The organism is Streptomyces sp. NPDC090127, assembly GCF_044746945.1.
Lineage (GTDB): Bacteria > Actinomycetota > Actinomycetes > Streptomycetales > Streptomycetaceae > Streptomyces.
In genome coordinates, this window is the sequence record NZ_JBIVDE010000002.1 from 816,332 (window position 1) to 841,858 (window position 25,527).

Here is a 25,527-nt window from a genome sequence, read left to right on the forward strand (position 1 = left end):
CACGGGGAGTCGAGGAGTCGAGTGTGAGCCATGAGAACGTGATCTCGTCCGCTGTCAGCAAGGATTCGTCCCTGACCCATGAACTGCACATGGCGCTCCATGCGCTGGCCACGGACCTGACGGCGACATCGGCCGACCCGGTCCGTGTGGAGTCCCGGCTCCGGATGGTCCTCGACCTCGGGCAGAGGTCCCTGGACAAGAAGATCCCGCTGCCTCGACGTCCCTTCGACTTCTCGGAGGAACGAAGGCCGATCGGCCCCGGGGCGCTGCTCTTCGAGTACGCGGACGCGGGCGCCACCCACCTGGGCGAGCTCCTCGGCGAGCTCGACGGCGAGTTGCTGGCCGAGCTCGACCAGCTGGTGACCCGGGCCGACCGGGTGGCAGCAGCCGGCGTGGACCTGCCCCGGCCGACGCCGGTGGGCGGGGTGCCCCTGCTGCTGGCGCCGGTGGACGACTGGTACGTCATCGCCGGCGCGGACGTCGTGCTCGCGCCACGCGACGGCACCCCGCCCGCGTCGCCGCTCCCCGATCCTGCGGCGATCGACCGCGGGCTGCACGCGGCACGGCCCCTCGTGGCGACGGTGGGCGCCAGGCGCTCCACCGAGCTCCACCCCCGGCTCGACGCCCCGTACGTCCTCAGCCCCTCGACGGTCGCACCGGACTCCGTCCCGGCCGCCGTCGCCCTGTCCTGGATCGCCGCCGAGGGCGGTCTGCCGGACCTCGGCGCCCTGGGGGTGCTCGCTCTGGCGGGCATCTCGCAGGACGGTGAGTGGCTGCCGCCCACGGAGATCGAGCAGGCCATGGTCGCCGCCGCCGCGGCCGGGCTCGACGTCCTGTGGCGCGACACCGACGGCTGGCGGCTGCACCGGGCCGGCACCGTCGAGTCCGACCCCGAACCGACCCTGTCAGGAGCGGTCCGCCTGCTCTGGGGCGAGCAGTGGCACGCCGCCGTGGGCCGCCGGGCGGCGCGGATCCTCGAAGAGGAGGAGTGGCGCGTCCTCCACGCGACCGCCACCGGCGACTCCGCGTCGGGGTGGAGCGGTCCGGCCGACGAGCGGCTCGTCGACGTGGACAAGTCCTCCTTCCTCTTCAAGCGGTACCACCAGCGGCCGCTGTCCCGGGTGATCCAGTCCGGCCCCCGCAACAGCGGCAAGACGGTGTGCGCCCAGCAGGTGGTGCGGAAGCTGGAGGGCGCCGGCTGGCAGACCGTCGTCCTGTCCCCCGACCGCCGTCAGCTGCCCTCGGACGGCGACCTGCTGCCCGTGGTCCGGGCCGCGCTCACCGCCACCGGCCTCGACACCCGACGGCGGAAGGTGCTCGTGGTCCTGGAGGACCTGCACGCCCTGGAGGACGGCAACATCGGCGAGGCCCTGGAGTGCCTGGGCGAGCTCAAGGTGGGCGTGCTCGCGCTGACGCGCTACGTCGACGGGGCAACCACCCGTTGGGAGAACCACGGCGTGACCGCCTACGTCACGCTGGTCCCGCCCGAGGAGGTCCCCGACCTGGCCCGGCGGATGATCCGCCAGGCTCCCGGCGAGTACCGGGTCCGCGCCGACGACACGGCGGCCGTCGGCCTGGCCGTCGAGGCGTGCCACGGGGACCTCCGCCTGTTGGGCGAGCTGCTGCGCGAGGAACCCGACGCCAAGCCGGCCTCCGCCGGGTCGCTTCCGGAGCGGGGCCTGGGCGCCGACCTCGTACGGGCACGGGCGCAGGCCGTCTGTGACGCCCTCGACGCCGAGGCCCGCGCCGCGGTGTATCTGCTGGCCGCGGTGTCGTGGCTGGACGACGGGGTCCCGCTCGCGCAGGTGCGGGCCGTTCCCGAGGAGACGCGTCGGGCTCTCGGCGTCGTCGTCCACCACGGGCTGGCGAGGATCCCCAGCACCGTGCGGGCCGAGGCGTTGCTCGCCACCGCGAGCCCCCGAGGCCTGGACGCCTTCCCCAACCATCTCGAACCGTACGTCCTGGGCCTCCTCCGGGACGACAACCAGCCGCGGCTGGACGCGCTGCTGCGCAAGTGCGCCGCCTACGCCTCCGGACGGCTCGAACAGCTGCTGAAACTCACGTCGGTCCGGGAGGCGATCAGGGACTGGGCGGCCACCGCGCATCCGCGCAAGGCCCTGGCGGTGCTGCGGCTGTGCCGGCGCAACAGTGACGCCGACTGGACCGCCGCCGCCCTGCCCGCCGTACTGCAACGCCTCACGCAGGTCGACGACCTGACGGTCCGTGACCTCACCTTCGGGCTGACGGCGTTGTGGGACGACGAGTTCCGCCTGGACCAGAGCGTGCTGGCGGACCTCGTCGCGTGGGTCGGCGCGCGGGGCCTGGACGCGGTCCTCGGCCGGCCCTCCAGCCTCACCGACCGGTACCACCTCGTCAACGCCCTGCTCAAGCTCGCGGGCGAGGGCACCACTCCGACGGCGACGGTCTGCGACTGGTTCGAGCAGCGCACCGACCTCCTGGTCCGTGACGCCGATCCCGCCAACCACCGGGACCTCATCGCCGTACGGCGCATGGACGATCTGATCTTCGCCCGGTCGCGGCAGGCCCGGCAGGACAATCCGGCGTCGGCGCTGCGCCCGCTCGTCAAGCCCGCGCAGTTCCTCATCAACTCCGCGCCCACCAAGGACCGGTCCCTCGCCGCGATCCTCTCCTGGATCTCGCTGCGCCTGCACTTCGACGGCCCTCGGGACTGGGACCAGATCATCGAGCAGTACAAGTCGCAGCTCCAGGCCGCTCTGGCGCACTCGGACGCCATCCAGATAAGCCAGGCGCTGTTCGATCTGGCGCAGAGCAACCGCGGGCTCTGCAACCGGCTGCTCAACCACCTGAAGTTCGGGCGCACCCTGGTTCCCGTGGTGAAGGCGGCGCCGCCCGCCGAGGCGGCCATCCTCATCTCGACCGTCCGCAACATCCACGGCGGCACGCTGCGCACGCTGCTGTACCAGGAGAACCGGGACGGCGACCTGATCGCGGACGCCGGTCTCGCCCGTGAACTGGCCAAGACCGTCCGCGGCTTCGAGGACGCGCGGGGCGCCGGCATGCTGCTCAGCGCGGTCAGCCGGGTGGACGACCTGTACTGCGCCACCAAGGAGCGGTTCAGCTACCTCCTCGCCTCCGAGATCGGCCAGGAGTTCGTCGAGAACGTCATGCGGCGGGAGCGCCGGCCCGCCATCGTCTACCACCTGCTGCGCGGGCTGTGGGAGGCGGGCGCCGACTACCGGCAGGACATCGAGGAGGGGGCGCTCTCGCTGGTCGTCTCCAGCATCCATGCCCAGCGCGGCACGGCACGGCCCTGGGGCCCGCGTCTGGCGATGCTCCTCATCCAGGACGAGTACTTCGGTCAGACGTTCCTCCAGGAACTGGCCAAGCGCCTGGACCGTAAGGTGTTGTGCGACCGGATGTCGCAGGTCGGCCTGGACCCGGAGAGCATGGTGCACACCCACCGGCTGGGGCTCGCGCTCGTCCCCGACATCGGCGTGGACTACGCGAAGCGGCTCGAGATGAACAAGGCCGTACGCGCCCCGCTCCGGAGCAGTGCGAGCAGCGTCGCGCAGCGGCTCCATGTGATGGCGGCGACCCTGCGGGCCGGTGGCACGGTCGGTGCGAACCGGGTCGTCCTGCACTACTTCGGGGAGGAGCACCCCCACTGGGACTGGGCCGAGCGGCTTCAGGTCGGCCGGAGCATCGGTGCCTTCACCACCACGCTCGGCCAGCTCCGCACGCTGGATCCGAGCGAGGCGGCGACGACGGTGGACAGCCTGAGTCGGCCGCACGGCGGGCAGGACCTGTCCCATCTGCGGGAACTCGTCCTGCGCAGCGTGGTGCATCCGCCCCTCACCGCGGAGCTGCTGAGCGAGGTGGAGCGCTGCAAGCCGGGCCTGGGCACGGCGGAACTCGCGGCCCTGCGGGACGAACGGCGGCGCTGGCTGACACTGGTCGAGGCCTTCAAGTTCGAGCAGGACCCGTTGACCCAGGGCCATGTGGGGCGCGCCCTGGCCCGGCTCGGGGTGACCAACCGGACCGAGGAGACCGAGTGGATGCACACCTTGGTCGCCAATCGGCTGGAGTCCACGATGCATCTCTTCGCCAGCCCGCGGGCGGTGACGGAGATGCTGACGCTCGCCCACATGTGGGAGCCGCAGTGGGGTGAGCAGTTGGCCGCGAGCGTCAACGTCGGCCGGCTGATCAACCGGCTCCGGCTGACGCTGCGGTCGGACATGCAGGAGATCCCGGGACTGCTCCAGGCCCTGTGGCTGACCGGTGCGCACAAGGCGTTCCACGACATCCTCGACCACGTGCTCGGGTTGAACGTCGACGTCCTGGCGAGCGCGTTGGGGCTGCACCAGGGGAGCAAGCTCCTCAAGGTGATCCACCGGGCGAACCGGTCCGCCGATTCGCTGGCCCAGGCGGTGGGGCGGCACATCGAGCAGGTGGCGGGGCGCCATCTGGTCGTGGACGCGGAGGCGCACTGGCTGGGCATCGGATGGGCGGCGCAGGCGCTCCACGAGTGCTCCGCACAGCGCCACCTCCCGGACGTGGTCCCGGCGCTGCCGACCCGTATCGTGGCCCATACGTCCGCCGTGGCCTGGGCGGCCACCTGGCTGCCCCGCTCGGAGTGGTCGCAGAGGACGGTCGCGGAGGCCGTGGACTGCTTCGAGCGGACCGGCGACCAGCAGTGGCATCCCCAGGACACCGGCCGGGTGCTGATCGCGGCGGCGCGCGCCGGTCTGCTGCCGGCCGGCGGACCGCTCGACACCCACTGGCACGAGGCCACCTCGGCGAGCCCGGAGCTGGTCACCCTGCTCGCCCGTGAGGCGGACACCACCCCGGTCCTGCGGGACTACTTCGCGAGCCCGCTGATCGCCCCGCGCCTCCGGGAGCGGATCGAGGGCCCGGGCCTCTCCCACCACCCCTGCGAGCCGGAACTGCGCGCCGCGGTGAACCGCCTCTGCCCCAAGCCCCCGCCGCCCGGGCCGACCCCGAACGGAGGTCTCGGCCTGTAGGGGTGGGGGGCCGGTCAGGGCTCGTCGTGGACCGTGACGGACGTCCGGGCGCGGATGTCGCCGGCCGAGCGTCCCACCAGGACCTCGTACGGGCCCGGTTCGGTGTGCCAGGCGGCGGCCTGCCGTGACCAGTGGCGGAAGGCCCGTGCCGGGATTCGGACGGTGGCGGTCGCGCCGGTGCCCGGGGCGGCGTGGACCGTGGTGTGGGCCGCGAACCAGCGGGACGGACGGTCGAACCGCGAGTCCGGGCGGGCGAGGTAGATCTGGACGACCTCGCGGCCGGCCCGGGGGCCGGTGTTGCGGAGCCGGACGTGGACGGTGACGGGGGCGCCCGCGGGGCTGTCGGTGGGGGCGTGGACGGCGTCGTACTCCCAGGTGGTGTAGCCGAGGCCGTGCCCGAACCAGTAGGCGGGCGCGCGGCCCGAGCGCAGCCAGGCCCGGTGGCCGATGTGCAGGCCCTCCGTGTAGGCGAGGCGGCCGTCGACCGGCCGGGTGGTGGACACGGGGACGTCGGTCAGGGAGGCGGCCCAGGTGGTGGGCAGCCGCCCGCCCGGTTCGGCGGCGCCGAGGAGGACGTCGGCGAGACCCGTCCCGGCCTCCTGGCCGGGGAACCAGCTGAGCAGCAGCGCCCCCACCTCCTCGCGCCAGGGGAGTTCGACCGGGCCGCCGCTGTTCAGGACCACGGCCGTCCGGGGGTTGGCCGCCGCCACCGCGCGTACGAGGGTGTTCTGCGGCTCGGCGAGACGCAGGTCGGCGCGGTCGTACCCTTCCGTCTCGTCGTGCTCCGTCGTGCCGACGACCACGATCGCGGCGTCGGCGGCGCGGGCCGCCTCGACCGCGGCGGTGAGCGCGACCGTCGCGTCGGGTTCCGGCGGGGCGGCGGCGACGATCGTGGCGCGGCCCGCGCCGGGCACCAGCTCGCGCCGGGCCACCAGGTGGGCCACCTGCCCCGCGCGGAGCGTCGCCCGGGCGGGCCTGAGCGGCGGGTTGACGTGGACCACGGCCGGGTCGTCGACGTCCTGCGGGAAGTCGCCGTCCAGCACCGTCCGTCCGTCGACGGTCAGGGAGATCCGGCCGAAGCCGCCGACGGCGAAGGTCCACGTCCCCGAGGTCTCGGGCGTCAGGAGCGCGCTGATCTCCACCGTGTGCGCGCCGGGGACGAGGTCGGGTTCCAGCTGGCGGCCCGAGAGCCGGTGCTCGGCGGCCAGTTCCCGGCCGTCGGCGTCCAGGAGCCGCAGCAGCACGCCGGGCCGGCGCGAGGCGGGGTCTCGGCACCGGTCGACCCCGAGCGGGGCCGGTGGGGCGTGCGGTGCGGGGCCGGGGGCGTAGGTGACCCTGGCTCTCCCGTGCAGCCGGGCGCGGATGCCGTCCAGTGGTGTGACCGCCGCTTCGGGAAAGACTCCGGCGCTGCCGCCGCCCTGAAGTCGGGGGTGCGCGGCGTGCGTGCCGATCACGGCGACGGAGGTCAGTCGGCCGGGGTCCAGCGGGAGCACGTCCCGGTTGTGCAGCAGGACGGAGCTCGCCGCGACCGCCCGGCGCAGCAGCGCGCGGGTGGGGCGGGGGGCGGACGCGGGCGGGTTCCGGGGGCGCTCCGGCGCCTCCAGCGCCCCGACCCGCCAGGCCAGGCGGAGCAGGCGCCGTACCTTGGCGTCGACGGCCGCCTCCGGCACCCGGCCGTCCTCGACGGCCTGGAGGAGCCCTTCCGCCCAGGGGCCGCCCGGCCCCGGCATGGCGAGGTCGAGGGCCGCGCGGGCGGGTTCGTCGACGGAGCGGAGCGCGCCCCAGTCGGAGAGGACCACCCCGTCGAAGCCCCAGTCGGTCTTCAGCGGGTCGGTCAGGAGCGGACTGGCCGCCATGGTGGAGCCGTTGACACCGTTGTAGCCCGCCATGACCACCCAGGCGCCGGCCGCGACGGCCGCCTCGAAGGGGGCGAGGTACACCTCGCGCAGCACCCGCTCCGACACGCGTACGTCGACGGTGAGCCGGTCGGTCTCCGAGTCGTTGGCGACGTAGTGCTTGGCGGTGGCTGCCACGCCGTGGGCCTGGATGCCGCGGACGAGCGCCGCGCCCGTGCGGCCGGCCAGTTCGGGGTCCTCGGAGAGGCACTCGAAGTGGCGGCCGCCGAGCGGTGTGCGGTGCAGGTTGAGGGTGGGGGCGAGGACGACGTCGACGCCCTTCCGGATCGCCTCGCGGGCCAGGAGGCCGCCGAGTTCCTCGGTCAGCTCCTCGTCCCACAGGGCGCCGATCGCCGACGCCGAGGGCAGCAGCGCGGAGGGGTTCCGCTCGTCCCACGCCTCGCCGCGGACCCCGGCCGGGCCGTCGGAGGTGACGACCGGGCGCAGTCCGACTGCCGGTTCGGCGGCGGTGCGCCAGGTGGTGGCGCCGGTCAGCAGGCGGACCTTCTGTCCGGTGCTCAGCTTCCCGACCAGGCGGTCGAGGTCCTCGTCGTTCATCCCCCACCCTCGGGTTCGTGTGATGTGTTCCGCCCCGGGGCCGGGCCCCGGGGCGGCCGCCCGGTCAGGGCAGGCGGTACTCCGCGTTCAGGACCGCGCCGCGGCCGGGGTTGTTCTGGTCGTACCCGCGCGGGTCGCACTGGAGGCCGCCCACGATGCAGTGGTCGACCATCGCCTTGAGGGTGCGCTCCTCCCACGCGTTGAAGAAGTCGTAGTGGAAGGAGTAGCCGCGGCCACTGGCCAGGCGGACCTGGCTCATGTCGCCGTTGACCGGCCATGCCATCTTGAACTCGACCATCGGCAGGGCGACCGGGTGGGAGGCCGGGCACATGTTGTCGTTGGTGCCGGGCTTGACCACCGGGTACGCCATGTGGCTCTGGTGGTCGGGCGTGTCCAGGTACAGCCCGTTCCAGCAGCTGGGCGCCTGCATGCGAAGGTTGAGCTGCACGTCGGGGCGGCTCGGGCAGCTCGCCGGGATGTCGGTGTTGAAGAAGCTGTCACCGCACTCCCAGCCCTCGACGAAGCCCTTGTGGCCGCGGAACTCCTGGGCGCTCTGCATCGGGTTGCCGACGACGAACCGCAGCCCCTTGGGGAAGGGACGGACACTGCGGTAGTCGGTGACGCCGGCCTTGTAGTAGATGACCTGCGGGCCTACGGGCAGGATCTTCTGCTCGCCCTTGTAGAGCGAGGGCATCCAGTACGCGGAGGCGTCCGCGGGCGCCTTGCAGGTGGTGGTCCCTCCGTAGAGCGTGCCGGTGGTGCTCGCGGCGTTGGTGGAGGTGTTGCCCATGAACGTGTGGTCGTGGGACCTGCCGGGCTGGCCCGGGTAGACGATCGGGTCGTCCGGGGCGGTGTGCGTGACGGAGCAGTTGGCCTGGAACTCGTGGAAGTAGGCCTGCGGCGGGGTGGCCGTGGACGGCGTCACGCCGGTGACGGCCGGGACGGCGGGGATGTACCCGTCGCCGTCGGGGTCGTCGGCGGTCGGCTGGGCGGCCAGTGCCTTCGTGTGTCCGGCGTGCGCCGACGTCGCGTGGGAGGATGCCTGCCCGCCGCCGTCGGAGGCGGCGGCGAAGGTGCCGGCACCCAGGGCGGTGGTGGCCAGCGCCACGGCGAGTAAGACGGCGGACAGGGATCTCGATCGCGTTCTCATGGGGTTCTCCTGGGTGGGAGTGAGGGTGGAGGTGCCTCAGCCGTAGATGCCGAACTCGTGGAGCGAGTAGCCCCAGCCGGTTCCCCGGGCGGTCAGCTGGAGCCGCACGTGCCGCGCGGTGGTCGCCGCGTCGACGGTGTCCACGTCGCCGTCGCCCGTGGTCGTGGTGTGGACGGTGCGCCAGGTGGCGCCGTCGTCGGAGACCCGGACCTCGTACGCCCGGGCGAAGGCGGGGTCCCAGACGAGCTGGAGGCGCCGGACGGAGCGGACGGAGCCGAGGTCGACCTGGATCCACTGCGGGTCGCTCCAGTCGCTGGCCCAGCGCGTGGCGCCGTTGCCGTCGGTGGCGTTCTGCGGCGGGCAGGGGCAGTCGCCGTAGGAGGCCTGGGAGGACGAGGCGGTGGTGGGCCGGTTCAGGGCCAGGTTGGTGCCGCTGACCGGCGGGGCGACGACCTTGACGGACTTGGTCTCGATGCCGGCGTTGCCGCGGCCGTCCTCGGCCTGGACGTACACCTTCCACACGCCGAGCTTCTGCGGAGCGGTGACGGCGAAGGTGCCGTTGCCGGTGGCGCGCCACTGTGCCTCGACGAGCCGCTTGTCGCCGTTGGCGTAGTTCCCGCTGAGGAAGATCTTGTACGTGAGCGGGTCGCCGTCGGGGTCGCGGACGTCGGCGCGGACGGTGAACTCGCCGCCGGCCGGGGCGCTCCCGGACGGGGTGACGGTCATGCCGCTGATCACCGGCGGGGTGTTGTCGCCGGCGGTGCTGCCTCGGTACGCCTTCTTCACCGCGTAGTACGAGAGCCGCTTGAGGCCGTCGGGGACCAGGTTGAACCAGACGCCGCCGAAGTCGTGCTCGATGCCGTAGTGGAACAGGGTGGCGCCCAGGGCGACGCCCTGGTGGCCGGTGACGCAGTTCCACGCCGCCGTGTAGCCGTCGGCCTTCTGGACGTCGGTCGGCTCGTCGGGCACCCCGTTGGCGTCGTCGGGGACCTCCCACTCCCCCGCCGGGCCGGTCTCGGTGATGATGTACGGCTTGTTGTAGCCGCCCTCCTCCCAGTCCTGGCGCACACCGCAGATGTCGCCGTAGGCGTTCATCGAGTACAGGTCCAGGTCGGGGGCGTTGCGCTTGTAGTAGGGCCAGGCGCCGGTCCACGCGTCGGTGGAGGTGACGGGGTGGTCGGGGTCGATCTGGTGGATCCGCTTGGCGACGTCGTTGACGAACGTCGTGTACGCGTTGCGCTGCGCCTCCAGCTCCGTACCGGAGTAGCAGTTCTGCAGCCCGAGGACGGACTCGTTGCCGACGTTCCACATGAGCGTGGCGGGGTGCGTCTTGTACGTGTCGACCCAGCGGGCGAACTCGGTGAGCATGGTGTTCTTGTACGTCGTGTCCGTGACGTAGTTGACGCAGCCGCCGGAGCCGGGGCCGCCGCCGGGCTGGAGCCAGAAGCCGTTGACGACCTTGATGCCGTGCGCGGCGGCGGTGTCGAGCAGGGGCTTGGTGCCGGCGTCGGTGCCCCAGGTACGGATGGTGTTGACGCCCATGGACTGCACGTCCGGCATGTAGCGGGCCGCGTCGGCGATGGCGGGACCCCAGGTGAGGCCCTTCACCGTGTAGGGCTGCCCGCCGACCGTGAGCCGCCAGTCGCCCTGGCCGCCGGTGACGCGGACGGCTCCGCCGGCGGGCGGCTGCGTGCCGCCCTCGTCGCCGTAGACCCGGACCTCCCAGAGCGAGTAGCCGTAGCCGGTCGCCCGCTGGGCGCCGAGCATCCGGACGTACCGTCCCGTGCCAGTGACGGCGACCTCGTCGGTGCCGCCGTCGGAGCCGGTGACGGTCTTGAGGGTGCGCCAGTCGGTGCCGTTGTCGGAGGCCTGGATCGCGTAGTCCTTGCCGTACGCGGCCTCCCAGGTGAGGACGACACGGCTGAGGGTGACGTTGCGCCCCAGGTCGACCTGGAGCCACTGCGGGTCGCTGCGGTCGCTGGCCCAGCGGGTGCCGGTGAGGTCGCCGTCGACGGCCGCGGAGGCGGGGAAGGCGGCGCCCTCGCTGGACGAGGCGGTGGCGGGGCGGCCCTGCGACAGCAGGGTCTCGGCGGCGCCGGCGGCGGGCGCCGCCGCCAGGGCCAGGGACGACGCGAGGAGCGCGCCGAGGGTGACGAGCGAGGCCGCTCGGACGGACGGTCCGCGTGGGTGCGGGGGCGCGGACGGGGGGACGGTGCGTGGCATGGCGGCTCCAGGGACGCTGGATGGGTGTGCCCGAGGGGGCGTGGGGGGCCTGGGGGGCCTGGGGGGCCGGTGCCCGCCGTGCGGCACGGCGGGCACCGGCGGGTGGGTCAGGGGAAGTTGACGACCGTCGAGGGGATGGTGTCGCTGCCGGCGGTGGGCGCCCCGATGTCGTTGATGACGTGGTCGAAGTGGCCGTTGCCGCCGAGCGAGACGGTGAGCAGGCTGTGGAACTTCACGCCCGGCTTGACCGGGGCCTTGAAGCCGTGGGCCTGGCGGATGGTCGGGTCGACGTTGTAGTAGCAGTAGCTGCCGAGGCCCCAGCCCTCGTGGGTGGTGACCGAGTCGTCGACGCGGTAGGCGGCGTACCCCTTGGTGGAGCCGTTCTGGATGGCGGCCTGGTTCGGGGCGTCGTACGCCTTCTCGTTCTGGAAGAAGATCGTGCGACCCCGCTCGCCGTACCACTCCACGTCGTACTTGTTGAAGTGTTCGACGAACAGTCCGGTGGCGAGCACGTCGTCGCCGTTGACGCGGACGCCGTAGTCGGCCCGGTTGGTCTCCCAGCCGACGCCCTCGCCGTGGTCGGCGCGCCAGACCCAGGTGTGGTCGATGATCGTGTCGTCGCTGTTGACGACCATGCTGGTGGTCGCCTTGCCCGCGCCGGCCCCGCCGATGCGGATGTAGACGTCCTGCACGGTGGTGGGGTTGGCGGCGTGGTCGGCCGAGGCGTTCTGGGGGCCGACCTCCAGGAGCGTCGGGGAGTTGACCGGTCCGGCGTCGATGAGGAAGCCGGCCAGCCGGACGCCGTCGACGTCACCGACGCGCAGGGCGGTCACGCCGTTGTCCGGGATGATCGTGGCGAGCCCGAGGCCCAGGACGACGGTGTCGGCCCGGTTGATCTCGATGGTGCGGTCGACGTGGTAGACGCCCGGGGTGAAGAGCAGGTGCAGGCCCTGGGCGACGGCCGCGTTGATCGTGGCGGCGGTGGCGCCCGGCTTGACGACGTAGAACTTGCTCAGCGGGATCGAGGTCCCCTGCGGAGCGCCGTTGGCCCAGGTGGTGCCGCGCGCGTTGGTCCGCTTGGCGGGCGCGAAGACCTTGAACTCCCCGCCCTCCCAGAAGAGGAAGGGCTTCTCGCGGGAGACCGGGGTGGTGTCGAGGGTGGTGTAGCGCGGCTCGGGGAAGCCGGTGGCCGGGGCGCCCTCGACGCCGGAGAAGACCTGGTTCCAGACGGAGTTCGACCAGCCTCCGATGGAGCTGTCGCGGGTGTACCACTGCTGCTGCGAGTAGTTGCCGATCTGGCCGTCGACCTTGCTGTCGGCGATGTAACCGCCGCTGGCCCAGCCGTAGCCGTTGGGCGCCAGGTTGAGGCCGCCCTTGACGTGCATGCGGCGGAAGGAGGCGGCCTGGGAGACCGCCCACCGGTTGGTGCCGCTGACCGGGTTGAGGGCGAGGTTCTCGGCGGAGCGCCAGAAGTTCTGGGTGGCGTTGCCGTTGAACCAGCCGGCGTCGACGGTCACGTCACCGTTGATCGAGGTGTCGTCGGGGCGCAGCCCGAGACCGGCGATCTGGGTGTAGAAGCCGATCTGCGCGTTGAGCCCGTTGTAGGTGCCGGGCTTGAAGAGGAAGGCGTGCCGGCCGGGGCCGAACTGCGCCGACTCCTGCTGCCGGAAGACCTCGTCCAGCTTGGCCTGGATGCCGGGCGTGGACGGGTCGAAGACGTGCACGTTCGGCCCGAGGTCGCCGCCGCCCGGGATCACCGGGCCGCCGTCGGTGCCGTACACCTGGAACTCCCAGAGCGAGTAGCCGTATCCGGTGGCCCGGGTGACGCCCTGCAGGCGGACGTGGCGTGCCGTGCCGGAGAGGGTGACGACCTCGGTGCCGCCGGCGCCGGTGGTCGTGGAGTGGGCGGTCGTCCAGTCGGTTCCGTTCGTCGAGAGTTCGATGCGGTACGCCTTGGCGTAGGCCGCCTCCCAGCGGAGTTCGACCCGGGAGAGCGCGGTCGGCGCGCCGAGATCGACCTGGAGCCACTGGTTGTCGGAGAAGGCACTGGACCAGCGGGTGCCGAGGTCGCCGTCGACGGCCGCGGCGGCGGTGGTGCCGCCCTGCTCGGCGCTGGAGGCGGTGACCGGCTTGCCCTGCGAGACCGGCAGGGGCGCCGCCTGTGCGCCGGTGGCCGGGGTCAGGGCGAGCAGCGCGCCGGCGAGAGCCGTGGCCACGGCCGCGGCGATGCCGCGCCGGGCGGTCGCGGGTCCGCGTCTGCGCGGGGTGAGGGGTGGGTGTTGCCCAAGGGGAGACATGCGGGGCTCCTTGAAGGGAACGGGCGGGAGAGCGCTCTCCGACACCCTGCACGGCCCCGAATCTGACGGTCAATAACTCTGACACGACTTTTCTTTCGACTTGCCTTAAGTCTGCGCGCATGTAAGGGGTTTGATGCCGCGAGGCTGCCGACAAGGCGGGGACGGACCGCCCCGGGAGGCGGGACGCCGGGCACCGGAATGCGGAGGGGGAGGGGGCGTTAAGGTGCGGTGTGGGCAGAAGGGGACCGACGCTGGAAGACGTCGCGCGCGAGGCCGGGGTGTCACGGGCGACCGTGTCACGGGTGGTGAACAGGGTCCGCAACGTCGACCCGGGCATCCAGGAGGCCGTCCTGCGCGCGATCGACAGGACCGGGTACGCGCCCAATCTGGCGGCCAGGTCGCTGGTGACCCGGCGCACCGAGGCGGTCGCGCTGATCCTGTCGGGGGCGGGCGAGACCTTCACGGCGCGCGTCTTCTCCGACCCGTTCTTCGGCCGGGTCGTCGACGGGGCGCTGGGCTTCCTGCGCGCCCGCGCCATCCATCCGGTGCTGCTCCTCGCGGAGTCCGGGACGGCCAGGGAGCAGGTCGTCGCGTATCTGCGGCAGGGCAGCGCCGACGGCGCCCTGGTGGTGTCGGTCCAGGCGGACGACCCGCTGGCCGGGATGCTGGCGGAGGCCGGGATCCCGGCGGTGCACTTCGCCCGGCCCGCGGGGCAGCAGCGGGTGAACCACGTGGACCTCGACAACGCCGAAGGCGCCCGCCTCGCGGCCGGGCACCTGCTCGCGCGCGGGCGCAGGCGGATCGTGACGATCTGCGGCCCGCAGACCCTGCCCGCGGCGCGTGAGCGGCTGCGCGGCTTCCGCGAGGCCCTCGCACCGGCCGGGATCCCCGAGCCGCCGTCGACCGAGGGGTACTTCACCGTGGAGAGCGGCGCCCAGGCCATGGCGCGTCTGCTGCGCGAGCACCCGGACCTCGACGGTGTCTTCGCCGCGAACGACCTGATGGCCCAGGGCGCCTGCCAGTACCTGCGCGAGCGAGGCAGGACGGTCCCGGGTGACGTCTCCGTCGTCGGCTTCGACGATTCGAGCGCGGCGGTGGCCTGCCGCCCGGCCCTGACGACCGTACGGCAGCCGGTGGAACGGATGGCCGCGGCGATGGCGGAGCTGCTGACCGAACGCCTTCAGGGCACGGTCGCGGAACCCGCCTCGCTGGTCTTCGAACCCGAACTCCTCGTACGCGACTCGTCCTGAGCGGCGCACGGAGGCGCCCGGGGACAGGCTCCCTCCCTCCGCGCCGATGGCCACGGGAGAGGCCTGCCGCCCTCGGTGCCGGTGGCCCGGGGACGGGCTCCCGCCCCCCGGCGGGGGCCTGTCCCCGGGTCGCGGACCGGTCAGTCGGTCAGGCCCCGGTGGGCGCGGATGATGTCCGCGTACCGGCGCCCGCTCCCCTTCACGGTCCGCCGCTGGGTGGCGTAGTCGACGTGGACGAGGCCGAAGCGCTTGTCGTAGCCGTAGGCCCATTCGAAGTTGTCGAGCAGGGACCACGCGTAGTAGCCGGCGAGCGGCGCGCCCTTGCGCACGGCGCGGGCGCAGGCGGCCACGTGCTCCTCCAGGTACGCCGTCCGCTCGGGATCGTCGACCGTCCCGTCCGGACCGACGCGGTCCGGGAAGGCGGAGCCGTTCTCGGTGACGTACAGCTGCCGGGCGCCGTAGTCGTCGGTGAGCCGCAGCAGGAGGGCTTCGAGCCCGTCGCCGTCGATCTGCCAGTCCATCCCGGTGCGCGGCACGTCCGGCAGGCGCACCTCGGCGGCGTACGGGACGGGTCCCGCGGGGTCGTCGGCGACGGTGACCGGGAAGTAGTAGTTGACGCCGTGCCAGTCGAGCGGGGTGGCGATGGTGGCGAGGTCGCCCGGCCGTTCGGGCAGCTCGACGCCGTACAGCTCGCGCATGTCGGCGGGGAAGCCGCGGCCGTACACCGGGTCGAGCCACCAGCGGTTGGTGTGGCCGTCCATGCGGGTGGCGGCCGCGATGTCCTCGGGCCGGGTGGAGGCGGGCGCGACGGTGGAGTGGTTGGTGACGATGCCGACCCGCGCGGTGGGGGCGGCGGCGCGGACGGCCTCGGTGGCCAGGCCGTGGCCGAGGAGCAGGTGGTAGGAGGCGCGGACGGCGGCGGTGAGGTCGGTCAGGCCGGGGGCCATGCGCCCTTCGAGGTGGCCGATCCAGGCCGAGCAGAGCGGCTCGTTGAGGGTGGCCCACTGGGGGACCCGGTCGCCGAGGCGGGCGGCGACGATGCCGGCGTACCGGGCGAAGTGTTCGGCGGTCTCCCGCTCGGCCCAGCCGCCGCGGTCCTGGAGCGCCTGGGGCAGGTCCCAGTGGTAGAGGGTGACCGACGGGGTGATCCCGGCGGCCAGGAGGCCGTCGACGAGCCGGTCGTAGAAGTCCAGGCCCGGCCCGTTGAGGGGGCCGTCGCCGGCCGGCAGGACGCGGGGCCAGGCGATGGACAGCCGGTAGGCGTCGACGCCGAGGTCGCGCATCAGGGCGATGTCCTCGGGCCAGCGGTGGTAGTGGTCGCAGGCGACGTCGCCGTGGTCGCCGTTGTCGATGGCGCCCGGGGTGTGGGAGAAGGTGTCCCAGATGGACGGGCCACGGCCGTCCTCGGCGACGGCGCCCTCGATCTGGTAGGCGGAGGTCGCGGTGCCCCAGGAGAAACCGGCGGGGAAGGCGCTCAGGTCGAGCGTGCGGGCGTCGGTGGAGTCGGACACGGAGGACCTCTCTGACATCGGTGGGGAATCGAGCGTCACTTGACCGCACCCGCGGTGAGGCCGGCGACGAGATAGCGCTGGAGGAGGAGGAAGCCGGCGACGACGGGGACGCTGACGACGAGGGAGGCCGCCATGACCTGGTTCCAGTACACGTCGTTCTGGGTGGCGTAGCCCTGGAGGCCGACGGCGAGGGTGCGGGTGGTGTCGTTGGTCATCACGGAGGCGAAGAGGACCTCGCCCCACGCGGTCATGAACGCGTAGACGGCGACGGCGACGATGCCCGGGATCGCCGCCGGGACGATCACCCGGAACAGCGCGCCGAGCGGCCCGCAGCCGTCGACCTTGGCCGCCTCGTCGAGGTCGCGGGGGATCGAGTCGAAGTAGCCGATCAGCATCCAGATGGAGAACGGCAGCGAGAAGGTCAGGTACGTCAGGATCAGGCCGCCGCGCGAGCCGAAGAGCGCGATCCCGGTGGCGTTGCCGATGTTGACGTAGATGAGGAACAGCGGCAGCAGGAAGAGGATGCCGGGGAACATCTGCGTGGACAGCACGGTCACGGTGAAGACCCGCTTGCCGCGGAAGCCGTAGCGGCTGACCGCGTACGCCGCGAAGACCGCGACCACCACGGAGCACACGGTCGCCGCGCCCGCCACCACGAGGGAGTTCACGAAGTAGTCGGCGAGCGGGACGGTCTCCCAGATGTCGACGTAGGGCCGCAGGGTGATCCCGGAGGGGATCCACTGGAACTTCTCCGAGACGTCCTCCAGCGGCTTCAGGGAGCTGGAGATCATCACGTACACCGGCAGCAGGACGAAGCCGGTGAGCAGGGTGAGGAAGATCCGCCGGGTCCAGAGGAAGGAGCGGGGCGCGGCCATCGGGGAGCGCGGGGCCCGTCGCCGGGCGGCGCGCGGGGCGAGGTCAGACATCGCCGGACTTCCTTCCTCGGCTGGTGATCAGCAGGTAGACGCCCGTGACGAGGAGCAGGAAGAGCAGCAGCAGCACGGACATCGCCGAGCCGGTGCCGAAGTTCCAGGTCTGGAACGAGGACTGGTAGATGTGCAGGGAGATCAGGTCGGCCGCTTCGGGCGCCGCCTTGCCGAAGAGCACGAACGGCGTGTTGAAGTCGTTGAAGGTCCACAGGAACAGCACGAGGACGAGGACCTGGTTGACCGGCCGGAGCGAGGCCAGGGTGATGTGCCTGATCTGCTGCCACACCCCGGCGCCGTCCAGGGCGGCGGCCTCGTACAGCTCGCGCGGGATGTTCTGCAGGCCGGCCATCACGGTGAGGAAGGCGAACGGCCAGCCCTTCCAGACGGAGACGATGAGCAGGGCCCAGAAGCTGTTGTCGCCGATGAGCCAGAAGGCGGGGCTGTCGCCGATGCCGAGCTGGTCGTGCAGGACGTGGTTGATCAGCCCGTTGTCGCGCTGGAACATGAACGCCCAGGTGATGACGGCGGCGTAGACCGGCAGGGCGTACGGCACGAGGAAGAGCGCGCGCAGCAGGCCCCGGCCGCGGAAGGTCTCCTGGAGGAAGACCGCGGCCGCGGTGCCGAGCAGCCAGCACAGTCCGACGGACGCGACGGTGAACAGGCACGTGGTCACGAAGGACTTCAGCAGGGCCTGGCCCACGGGGGCGTCGAAGTCGATCGCGAGCGTGTAGTTCTCCAGGCCGGTCCAGGGCGCGTCGCCCCAGGTGCGGATGGTGAACTGGGTGAGCTCCTTGAAGCTCATGGCGATGCCGATGAGCATCGGCAGGAGGTGGACGAGGAGTTCGAGGGCGAGGGCGGGCAGGAGCAGCAGGTACGGCAGCGAGATGCGGCGCAGCCGCCCGGAGCGACGGCGCGGGGTGCGCGCCTCTCCGGGCGGGGTCTTCCGCACCGTCCGCGGCCCTGCCTGGGGCGTGACGGTTGAGGTCATGAGTGGTCCGTGGCTACTTCCGTGCCTACTTCTTCGGCATCTGCTGCTGGGCCTTTTCGAGCGCGGCCTTCACCGACTCGGTGGTGACGGGGCGGCCGGCGGCGGCGTCGGCGAACAGCTGCTTGACCGCGGTGCCCACGACGGTCTCGAACTGGGACTCCTCGGGGACCTGCGGCAGGGCGGAGGCGCTGGTGGCGAGCGTGTCCCGGATGACCTTGAGCGAGGGGCCGCCGAACGCGGGGTCCTGCTGGGCGGCCTTGACCGGCGGGACGGATCCGTAGGCCTGGTTGAGGATCTTCTGCTCGTCGTCGCTGGTCATGAACTTCACGAACTTCGTGGCGCCGTCGAGGTTCTTGGTGTTCTTGAAGACGGCCATGTTGATGCCGGCGACCATGGAGTTGACGGAGGTGCCCTGTCCGGGTGCGCCGGAGGCGACCGGCGCCGGGGCGACGCCCCACTCGTCTTCGCTCATGCCCTGGGAGGCGAAGGTCTGCGAGGGGGTCTGCCACAGGACCATGGCGGTCTTGTCCTTGGCGAAGTCGCTGAGCGACTGGTTCTGGGCGTACTCCGCGTTGCCGGGCGCGACGATCTTGTCGACGGCCATGAGGTCGACGTACTGCTTGACGGCGGCGACGGCCCCGTCGGAGGTGAAGTCGGCCTTGCCGTCGGCGGTGAAGAAGTCGGCACCGTGCTGCTTGCCGAGGACGAAGACCTGGTGGATGTTGTTGGACAGGTTGGAGCCCTCGACGCCGATGGCCCACTTGCCGTCCTTGCTCAGGCGCTTGCCGGTGGCGACCAGCTCGTCCCAGGTGGCGGGCGGCTTCTCGACGCCCGCGTCCTTGAACATCTTCTTGTTGTAGTAGAGCGCGTACGCCATGGAGTAGAGCGGGACGGCGGCGGGGTCCTGGCCGGGGACGCCGGTGGAGCCGAGCGCGGAGTCGACGAAGCGGTCCTTGCCGCCGATCTGCGCGAACTGCTTGTCGTCCCACGGCAGCAGGGCTCCGGTGGACTGGAGCGAGGCGCTCCAGGTGTTGCCTATGTTGAGGACATCGGGGCCCTGACCGGAGGTGGTCGCGGTGAGGATCCGGTTGAGCAGGTCCGACCAGGGCACCACCTCCAGCTTCACCTTGATGCCCGTCTCCCGCTCGAACTGGTCCAGTTCGGGCTGCAGGACCTTCTTGTCGACCTCGATGCTGGAGCCTTGGTTGGAGGCCCAGTAGGTGAGGGTCTTCGGCTGGGAGTTGGAGCCGGAACCGTCGGAGGTGCCGCCTCCGCAGGCGGCGGCGGTGAGGACGAGGGAGAGGGTGACGGCACCGGTGAGCGCGGCTCTGATTCTGCGCATGGCTCCTCAAGGCCCTTTCGGGGAGTGACGGAGTCCGGGGAGGAGGTGGGGCGGGCGAAACGTGTCCCACGCTCGCCCCGTGCACCCTCCCGGCTTAATTTAGGACGTGAGTTAAATACCGAGAGAAGGTCGCGTCAAGGGCCCCGGCAGGGGTATCTTGCGATCAGAGACTTCTGGAACAGGGGGCAGAGTGCGAGCGAAGAGCAGCCGTACGGTGCGTGACCTGCGGCGGGAGAACCGCACCGCGGTCCTGCAACGATTGTATTTCGACGGGCCGCAGAGCCGTCTGACGCTCGGCCCGGCGACCGGGCTGAGCTCCGGCTCCGTCAGCAACGTGGTCGGCGAGCTCCTGGCCGAGGGCCTCGTGGAGGAGGCCGGCAGCGTCGACTCCGCGGGCGGCCGCCCCCGCACCCTGCTCCGCGTCAGCCCGGCCAGCGGCTGCATGATCGGCATCGACGTCGGCGAGACCCGCATCCGGGTGGAGCTCTTCGACCTCGCCCTGACCGAACTCGCCCGCGTGGAAAGGCCCTTGTCCTCCGACGGCCCGGGCCCGCACAGCCGGTACGAGATCGGCATCGTCGTCGACCACGTGCGCGACGGCATCACCGAGGTCCTGCGCGCGGCGGACGTGCCCGCGGAGCGCCTGCTCGGCGTCGGCATCGGCGTCCCCGGCATCGTCGCGCACACGCCCGAGGACGGCGCCGTGGTGCACGGCCAGACCACCGGCTGGGACGCCGTCCCGCTGGAGCGGCTGCTCCGGGAGACCGGCGCGGTGCCCGAGAGCGTGCCGTACCACATCGACAACGGCTCCAAGACGCTCGGCCAGGCCGAGATGTGGTTCGGCGCCGGTCGCGGCGTGGCCGACGCCGTCGTCGTGCTCTTCGGCTCGGGTGTCGGCGCCTGCGTGATCGGCGAGGGCATGGGGTCCGGCCGCGCGATCGAGTGGGGCCATCTGACCGTACGGGTCAGGGGGCGCCGATGCCGCTGCGGTTCCCAAGGCTGCCTGGAGGCGTACGCGGGGGCAGAGGCGCTCCTCGACCGCTGGCGTGAGGCGGGCGGCAGGCCGCCCACGGGAGCGGACGAGGAAACGGCGCTGACCTCGATGCTCGCCGCCGCCTACCCGCCGGACGGCTCGGACGCGGAGCCCGACGCGACGGCGCTGGCCGTCCTGGAGGAGACCGCCGAGTACCTGGGCGCCGGCTTCGCCGACCTGATCAACCTCTTCCAGCCCGAACGCATCCTCGTCGGCGGCTGGGCGGGCCTCCAGCTGGGCTCCCGCTTCCTGGAGACCGTCAGGCCCCACGCGAACGCCTTCGCCCTGCGCTACCCGGCCGGCCGGACCCGTATCGAGCTGGGGACGCTCGGCCCGGACGCCGTCACCGTGGGCGCGGCGATCCTGCCCCTGGAGGCCTTCTTCGCCCGGGGTGGCCGGCGCACCGAGTCCCCGCCGGAGGACCCGGTCCCGACCTGGCAACCGGCCCTCCAGCACCGCGTGACGTCCTGACCCTCACCCTCCCTCCCGGAACACCTCCAACCCGCTCACCTCGAACGACATCTCCCGCGTCGAGCGGTCCGGCGCCGGGTGGTAACGACCGGCGCAGACCGAGAGGTTGACGATCAGGTAGGCGTGCCAGGAAGGTCCGACCCCGCGCCCGTCGGCGAAGACCTCCTCGCCGTCCAGCCACCACACCACCGACCGCGCCCCGAACTCGGTCCGCAGATCTATCCAGCCGCCGGGCCGCACCGACGGCGAGCGGTGGTAGCGGTGGGTGCCGGCCACGCGGTTGGACAGTTCGAGCAGGTCGGGGTTGTCGGGGTGGTACTCGAAGACGTCGACCTCCTGCCCACCGTCCCGCCAGGTCCAGATCGCCGGCCAGGCCCCGGTCTCCTCCGGCAGCCGCACCCGGGCCTCCAGCACGTCCCCCGCACGCACCTCGAACGCCTGCGGGCTGCCCTCCGTCGTCAGCAGTCCGCTGTCCCACAGCCCGTCGGGTCGACGGGTGGCGCGGAAGACCCCCGAGCGGCTGTAGGAGGGGTCCTCCACCAGGTGGTCCAGTTTGTTGTCCGCGGTGTTGACCGGTCCGCCGTTGGGATACGCCCACGAGTGGCCCGCGAGCCACTGCTCACGCGATGCGAAGTCCGCGGTGAAGAGCGGGGTGGAGGGCGGGGCGGGAGGCGGCGTGGAGGGCGGGGCGGGAGGCGGCGTGGAAGGCGGGGTGGAAGGCGGTGTAGAAGGCGGGGTGGAAGGCGGTGTGGAAGGCGGGGGTCCGGGCGGCGGCGACATGGCGGCTCCTCGGTGCGGAAAGGAAGTGCGTGCCTTCGTTTCCTGCCCTCACCGACAGCCGCCATGCACGGAGAGTAACTTCGTGGCGAGAACTCGTCACCGTGTGTAGGACGGCGACGGATGCTCCCTGCGCTTGCGCTCCTCCCGCGCCCGCTCCTTCGCCTGCTCCGGATCCGGCCCCTGCGCCTCCTCCGGCTCGGGCTCCTGGCCGGGCTCCCACCCCGCCAGCGTGCCCGGCACCGGTCCGGTGGCGACGCGCGGGAGCGCCTGCGGCTGCTCGCGGGCGAGCCAGGCGACGAGCTCCTCGCGCACCGCGCAGCGCGTGGCCCACAGGTCGTCGGCGTCCCGGGCGGTGACCAGCGCGCGGATCGAGATCCCCGTGGGCGAGGTGTCCGTGACGACGAGGTCCCAGCCCCGGCGGTCCCAGGTGGGGCAGGACTCCAGGAACTCCCGCAGGTGGGCGCGCATCAACGCGACCGGGGTCGTGTGGTCGCAGTGGACGAAGACCGTTCCGGTGATCTCCGGACCGCCGCGCGACCAGTTCTCGAAGGGACGGGAGGTGAAGTACGAGACGGGCAGCGTGACCCGGCGCTCGTCCCAGGTCCGTACGGCGAGGAAGGTCAGCGTCACCTCCTCCACGATCCCCCACTCGCCTTCGACCACCACGGTGTCGCCGATGCGCACCATGTCGCCGAAGGCGATCTGGAAGCCGGCGAAGAGGTTCCCGAGCGTCGACTGCGCCGCGACGCCGGCCACGATGCCGATGATCCCGGCCGACGCGAGCAGGGAGGTGCCGAGGGTGCGGAAGGACGGGAAGGTGACCAGCGCCACGGCGGCGGCGATCACTCCGACGGCGACGGCGACCACGCGCATGATGAGCGTGACCTGGGTACGGACCCGGCGCAGCCGGGCGGGGTCGCGGGACCGGCCGGCGTACCGGGCGTACGACGACTCCACCACGGCCGACGCCACCCGTATCGCCAGCCAGGCGCCGCCACCGATCAGACACAGCATCAGGACGTGGGCGATCACCGCCCGGTGGTCCCGCACCGGCGCCCAGTCCACCGCCTGGTAGCTCCCCCTCAGCAGGGCGGTGAACAGGACGACGTACAGCGGTGAGCGGCACCTGCGCAGCAGACCCCAGAGTGGCGTCTCGGGGTGACGGGTGTTCGCGTGCCGCATCAGCAGGTCGGCCACCCGCACGGCGGCGAAGGTCACGAGCGCCGAGCCGCCGAGCACGAGCGCCAGTCGAAGAAGGCTCTCCATGGCTCCTCAGTCGATGAGTCGTAGGTGTCTACAGGACCGTCTCCCTCGCCTCACCGACAATCCGCTCGGCAAACCCCGGGCATCCGCACGAGGGCCCGCCCGTTCTCACGGCACGCACGTGGCAGGGCGGGCCCCCGGGCCGCGCCTACACGGCGGGCTGCTGCCGCGTGACGCAGTGGATGCCGCCGCCGCCCGCCCCGGCCCGGGGGGGGAGCCCTGGGTCGTCGTGGCGAGGGCGGCGCCTGCGGCGGTCGCTCCTGCCGCGACGAGGACACCTCGTCTGTTCAGGCCTCGGTTGCGAGCGTCCTCGGCGAAGCCGGGCGGGGCGGCCGTCGTGACGGGCTCTAGGCGGGCGCAGCGTCCTCGGCGAAGCCGGGCGGGGCGGCCGTCGTGACGGGCTCTAGGCGGGCGACGGCCCGGGCGACACCGGCGTACCTGCTTCGCCTAGGGCACTGACTGACGTTTCAGTCAGTCCAGTGGGCCGCATCTCGCCTTGACTCCCCGCGGGCGCAGTACGGGGTTACGGAGGCTAGGGCTGCCGCAGCCGGGTGAGCTCCACCTCGATGGCGTCCGCCATCAGCACGCGCGCGTGGCCGACGGTGAGCCCACCGCTGAGCCAGCGCATGCTCAGGCCCTCCAGCAGGGCCGTGAGCCGCTCGGCCGCCGCCGCGAGCGTCGCCGCCGGCGCCAGCGGCTGCACCTGACCGAGGAGCGCCGCGACCTCCTGCACCCACACCAGCGTCGCCCTCGCGAGATCCTCCCGCAGGACGGGGTCGAAGACGGCGCTCGCCCGCAACTCGCCCCAGGCCGTGCTGTTCTCCCGTACCTCCGGGGCGTCCTGGAGCTCCAGGAGCAGCACCCGGTCGAGCTCCTCGCGGGGGCTCAGCGGCTCCGCCTCCGCGTCCTGCGCCGTGGTGTACCTCTCGGCGCGGTCGTTGATGAACTCCAGCGTGTGACGCAGGATTCCGGTGCGGTCCTTGAAGTGGTAGTAGATCAGGCCGGTGGAGACCCCGGCCTCTTCCGCCAGTTCCTCCACGCGGAGGCCGCGGACCCCGCGCCGGGCGATCACCCGGGCGGCCGCTTCCAGGATCTGAGCACTGCGAGACGCCATGCGTCGCACTTTATCCGGACGGTCGGACGTTCCATCCGCCACACCTTTCGGCGACCTGGCCGGGCTGCTGCGCCGGGCGGCGGCACGGGCCGCGTATGCCGGCCGTCTCGCTATTTGACTGAAATTTCAGTCAGTGCCAGAGTGGGAGCACGGCCACCCCCACTCACACCTCTGCCGAAGCCGCCCCGCGCCCCGCCGACGGCATGAAGCCGAGGCCCTCGATTCCGTCACCGCGCCGCGTCACCGCGATCCGCCGACCGCCGCCGGTAATCTCGCCAGCCCACGATCGGAGCACGTTGTGTCCCCTTTCCTCCCCTCCCGCCGCGCGGCCTTGCGCGCCTTCGCCGGAATCGGCGCCTCCCTCGGCCTCGGCGCCGCGGCGTGCGGCCGCTCCGAGGAGTCCGTGCGCGGGGGCGCGGCCACCGCTCCCGCCCGCACTCCGGCCCCCGACGGGGGGCGTCGCTTCGGCGCCGAGTGGGAGAGCCACGCCCGTACCTTCATGTCCTGGCCCGCGCTCGCCTCGGTCTGGGAGGGCGATCTGCCGTACGTACGGGAGGACATCGCCCGCATCGCGCGGGCCGTCGGGGAGTACGAGGCGGTCGTGATGATGGCCCGCCCGGATCAGGTGGCGGTGGCCCAGCGGGCCTGCGGCAGCCAGGTCGAGGTCGTCCCGCTCGCCGTCGACGACCTCTGGGCACGCGACACCGTTCCCGTCTTCGTGGAGGACGGAGGGAAGGTCGTCGGGGTCGACTTCCGCTTCAACGGCTGGGGCGGGAAGCAGGAGCACACCCATGACGCCCAGGTGGGCCGCACGCTGCTCGCCCGGTACGGCGTCCCGCGCGAGCGGGCGCCGCTCGTCTCCGAGGGGGGCTCCTTCGAGACCGACGGCGAGGGCACGCTCCTCATCACCGAGAGCTCGATCGTCAACGACAACCGCAACCGTGGGAAGAGCCGGGACCAGATCGAGGACGAACTCGTCGAGACTCTCGGTGTGGAGAAGGTCGTCTGGCTCGCGGGCGTCCGTGGCGAGGACATCACCGACGCGCACGTCGACAGCCTCGTCCGCTTCACCGCTCCCGGCGTGGTCCTGCTCGACCAGGCCTTCCCCGGCACTCCCCCGGACTCCTGGTCCCGCTCGGCCGACCAGGCACGCTCGGTCCTGAGCAGGGCGACCGACGCGCGGGGCCGGCGCTTCGAGATCATCGACCTGCCGCAGCCCGACCTCGACAGGATCACCGGCGAGGGCGACGACTTCGTGTCCACGTACGCCAACTTCTACGTCGCCAACGACTCCGTCTTCCTGCCGAAGTTCGGCGACCGGAAGGCCGACGCGCGGGCGAAGGCCATCCTCCAGGAGCACTTCCCCGACCGGGACGTGGTCCAGGTGCAGATCGACACCATCGCCTCCGGCGGCGGTGGGATCCACTGCGCGACGCACGACCAGCCGGGGAGGTGACCCGGACGGCCCCACAACGAGTTCGAGGCCGCACCGGATTTCTCCGATACGGCCTCCGACCTGCGTTTCCGCATGGTCGGGACGACAGGATTTGAACCTGCGACCCCTTGACCCCCAGTCAAGTGCGCTACCAAGCTGCGCCACGTCCCGGTGCCCGTGCCCCCGGTTTGTCCCCGGTGGCGTCGTGCAAGAGAACATTACCTCACTCCGTGCGACGGCGGGACGCACCCCCGGGCACGTGGCGGGAGGCGTTCGCGCAGGCCG

At 72.3% G+C, this 25,527-nt stretch carries 15 protein-coding genes and 1 tRNA gene; 4 read left to right on the top strand and 12 right to left on the bottom strand.

The genetic code is table 11. From position 1 onward, the window contains the following. The first annotated feature begins 23 nt into the window (after window positions 1-23). On the top strand, window positions 24-5,003 hold the full coding sequence (locus ACIPPS_RS09225; RefSeq protein WP_401428737.1) for a hypothetical protein: 4,980 nt from the start codon (window positions 24-26) through the stop codon (window positions 5,001-5,003). Window positions 5,004-5,017: 14 nt separating this feature from the next. On the opposite strand, the gene ACIPPS_RS09230 is transcribed toward ACIPPS_RS09225, so the two are convergent. From ACIPPS_RS09230 to ACIPPS_RS09245, 4 genes are all read right to left on the bottom strand, one after another. Next, the gene (locus tag ACIPPS_RS09230) at window positions 5,018-7,456 is read right to left on the bottom strand and encodes a glycoside hydrolase family 3 C-terminal domain-containing protein (RefSeq protein ID WP_401428739.1); all 2,439 of its coding nucleotides are present in this window, start codon (window positions 7,454-7,456) and stop codon (window positions 5,018-5,020) included. A 64-nt stretch (window positions 7,457-7,520) separates the two neighbouring features. After that, complete coding sequence (locus ACIPPS_RS09235; protein WP_401428741.1) at window positions 7,521-8,606, bottom strand: DUF1996 domain-containing protein; 1,086 nt, start codon at window positions 8,604-8,606, stop codon at window positions 7,521-7,523. Between the two features lie 36 nt (window positions 8,607-8,642). Beyond that, complete coding sequence (locus ACIPPS_RS09240; RefSeq protein WP_401428743.1) at window positions 8,643-10,829, bottom strand: discoidin domain-containing protein; 2,187 nt, start codon at window positions 10,827-10,829, stop codon at window positions 8,643-8,645. 107 nt (window positions 10,830-10,936) lie between these two features. Then, a complete protein-coding gene (locus tag ACIPPS_RS09245) occupies window positions 10,937-13,126 on the bottom strand; it encodes a discoidin domain-containing protein (protein ID WP_401428745.1) in 2,190 nt (729 codons plus the stop codon). A gap of 230 nt (window positions 13,127-13,356) precedes the next feature. On the opposite strand from ACIPPS_RS09245, the gene ACIPPS_RS09250 reads away from it, so the two are divergent. Then, complete coding sequence (locus ACIPPS_RS09250; RefSeq protein ID WP_401428747.1) at window positions 13,357-14,376, top strand: LacI family DNA-binding transcriptional regulator; 1,020 nt, start codon at window positions 13,357-13,359, stop codon at window positions 14,374-14,376. A 140-nt stretch (window positions 14,377-14,516) separates the two neighbouring features. On the opposite strand, the gene ACIPPS_RS09255 is transcribed toward ACIPPS_RS09250, so the two are convergent. From ACIPPS_RS09255 to ACIPPS_RS09270, 4 genes are read right to left on the bottom strand one after another with little or no spacing between them, the layout of a single operon-like run. Continuing rightward, window positions 14,517-15,905: a GH1 family beta-glucosidase gene (locus ACIPPS_RS09255; RefSeq protein WP_401428749.1), complete on the bottom strand. Its 1,389-nt coding sequence runs from the start codon at window positions 15,903-15,905 to the stop codon at window positions 14,517-14,519. Between the two features lie 17 nt (window positions 15,906-15,922). Next, on the bottom strand, window positions 15,923-16,762 hold the full coding sequence (locus ACIPPS_RS09260; RefSeq protein ID WP_401429551.1) for a carbohydrate ABC transporter permease: 840 nt from the start codon (window positions 16,760-16,762) through the stop codon (window positions 15,923-15,925). Window positions 16,763-16,805: 43 nt separating this feature from the next. Continuing rightward, complete coding sequence (locus ACIPPS_RS09265) at window positions 16,806-17,804, bottom strand: carbohydrate ABC transporter permease (RefSeq protein WP_401428751.1); 999 nt, start codon at window positions 17,802-17,804, stop codon at window positions 16,806-16,808. A gap of 25 nt (window positions 17,805-17,829) precedes the next feature. Beyond that, window positions 17,830-19,146: an ABC transporter substrate-binding protein gene (locus ACIPPS_RS09270; RefSeq protein ID WP_401428753.1), complete on the bottom strand. Its 1,317-nt coding sequence runs from the start codon at window positions 19,144-19,146 to the stop codon at window positions 17,830-17,832. Between the two features lie 190 nt (window positions 19,147-19,336). Between ACIPPS_RS09270 and ACIPPS_RS09275 the strand changes: the two genes are divergently transcribed. Next, window positions 19,337-20,650 (top strand): ROK family protein, encoded by a 1,314-nt coding sequence (locus tag ACIPPS_RS09275; protein ID WP_401428756.1) that lies wholly within the window; start codon window positions 19,337-19,339, stop codon window positions 20,648-20,650. A 3-nt stretch (window positions 20,651-20,653) separates the two neighbouring features. Here ACIPPS_RS09275 and ACIPPS_RS09280 read toward each other — a convergent pair whose 3' ends face one another. The 3 genes from ACIPPS_RS09280 to ACIPPS_RS09290 form a co-directional block, all read right to left on the bottom strand. Next, window positions 20,654-21,430, bottom strand: coding sequence for a beta-glucanase (locus ACIPPS_RS09280; RefSeq protein WP_401428758.1), 777 nt, complete (start codon window positions 21,428-21,430; stop codon window positions 20,654-20,656). Window positions 21,431-21,526: 96 nt separating this feature from the next. Beyond that, on the bottom strand, window positions 21,527-22,696 hold the full coding sequence (locus ACIPPS_RS09285) for a mechanosensitive ion channel family protein (protein ID WP_401428760.1): 1,170 nt from the start codon (window positions 22,694-22,696) through the stop codon (window positions 21,527-21,529). A 529-nt stretch (window positions 22,697-23,225) separates the two neighbouring features. Then, the gene (locus ACIPPS_RS09290) at window positions 23,226-23,807 is read right to left on the bottom strand and encodes a TetR/AcrR family transcriptional regulator (protein WP_401428762.1); all 582 of its coding nucleotides are present in this window, start codon (window positions 23,805-23,807) and stop codon (window positions 23,226-23,228) included. A 298-nt stretch (window positions 23,808-24,105) separates the two neighbouring features. Here ACIPPS_RS09290 and ACIPPS_RS09295 point away from each other — a divergent pair, with 298 nt between their 5' ends. Then, on the top strand, window positions 24,106-25,263 hold the full coding sequence (locus ACIPPS_RS09295; protein ID WP_401428764.1) for an agmatine/peptidylarginine deiminase: 1,158 nt from the start codon (window positions 24,106-24,108) through the stop codon (window positions 25,261-25,263). Window positions 25,264-25,336: 73 nt separating this feature from the next. Here ACIPPS_RS09295 and ACIPPS_RS09300 read toward each other — a convergent pair. Then, window positions 25,337-25,413 (bottom strand) — tRNA-Pro (locus ACIPPS_RS09300). Window positions 25,414-25,527 lie beyond the last annotated feature (114 nt).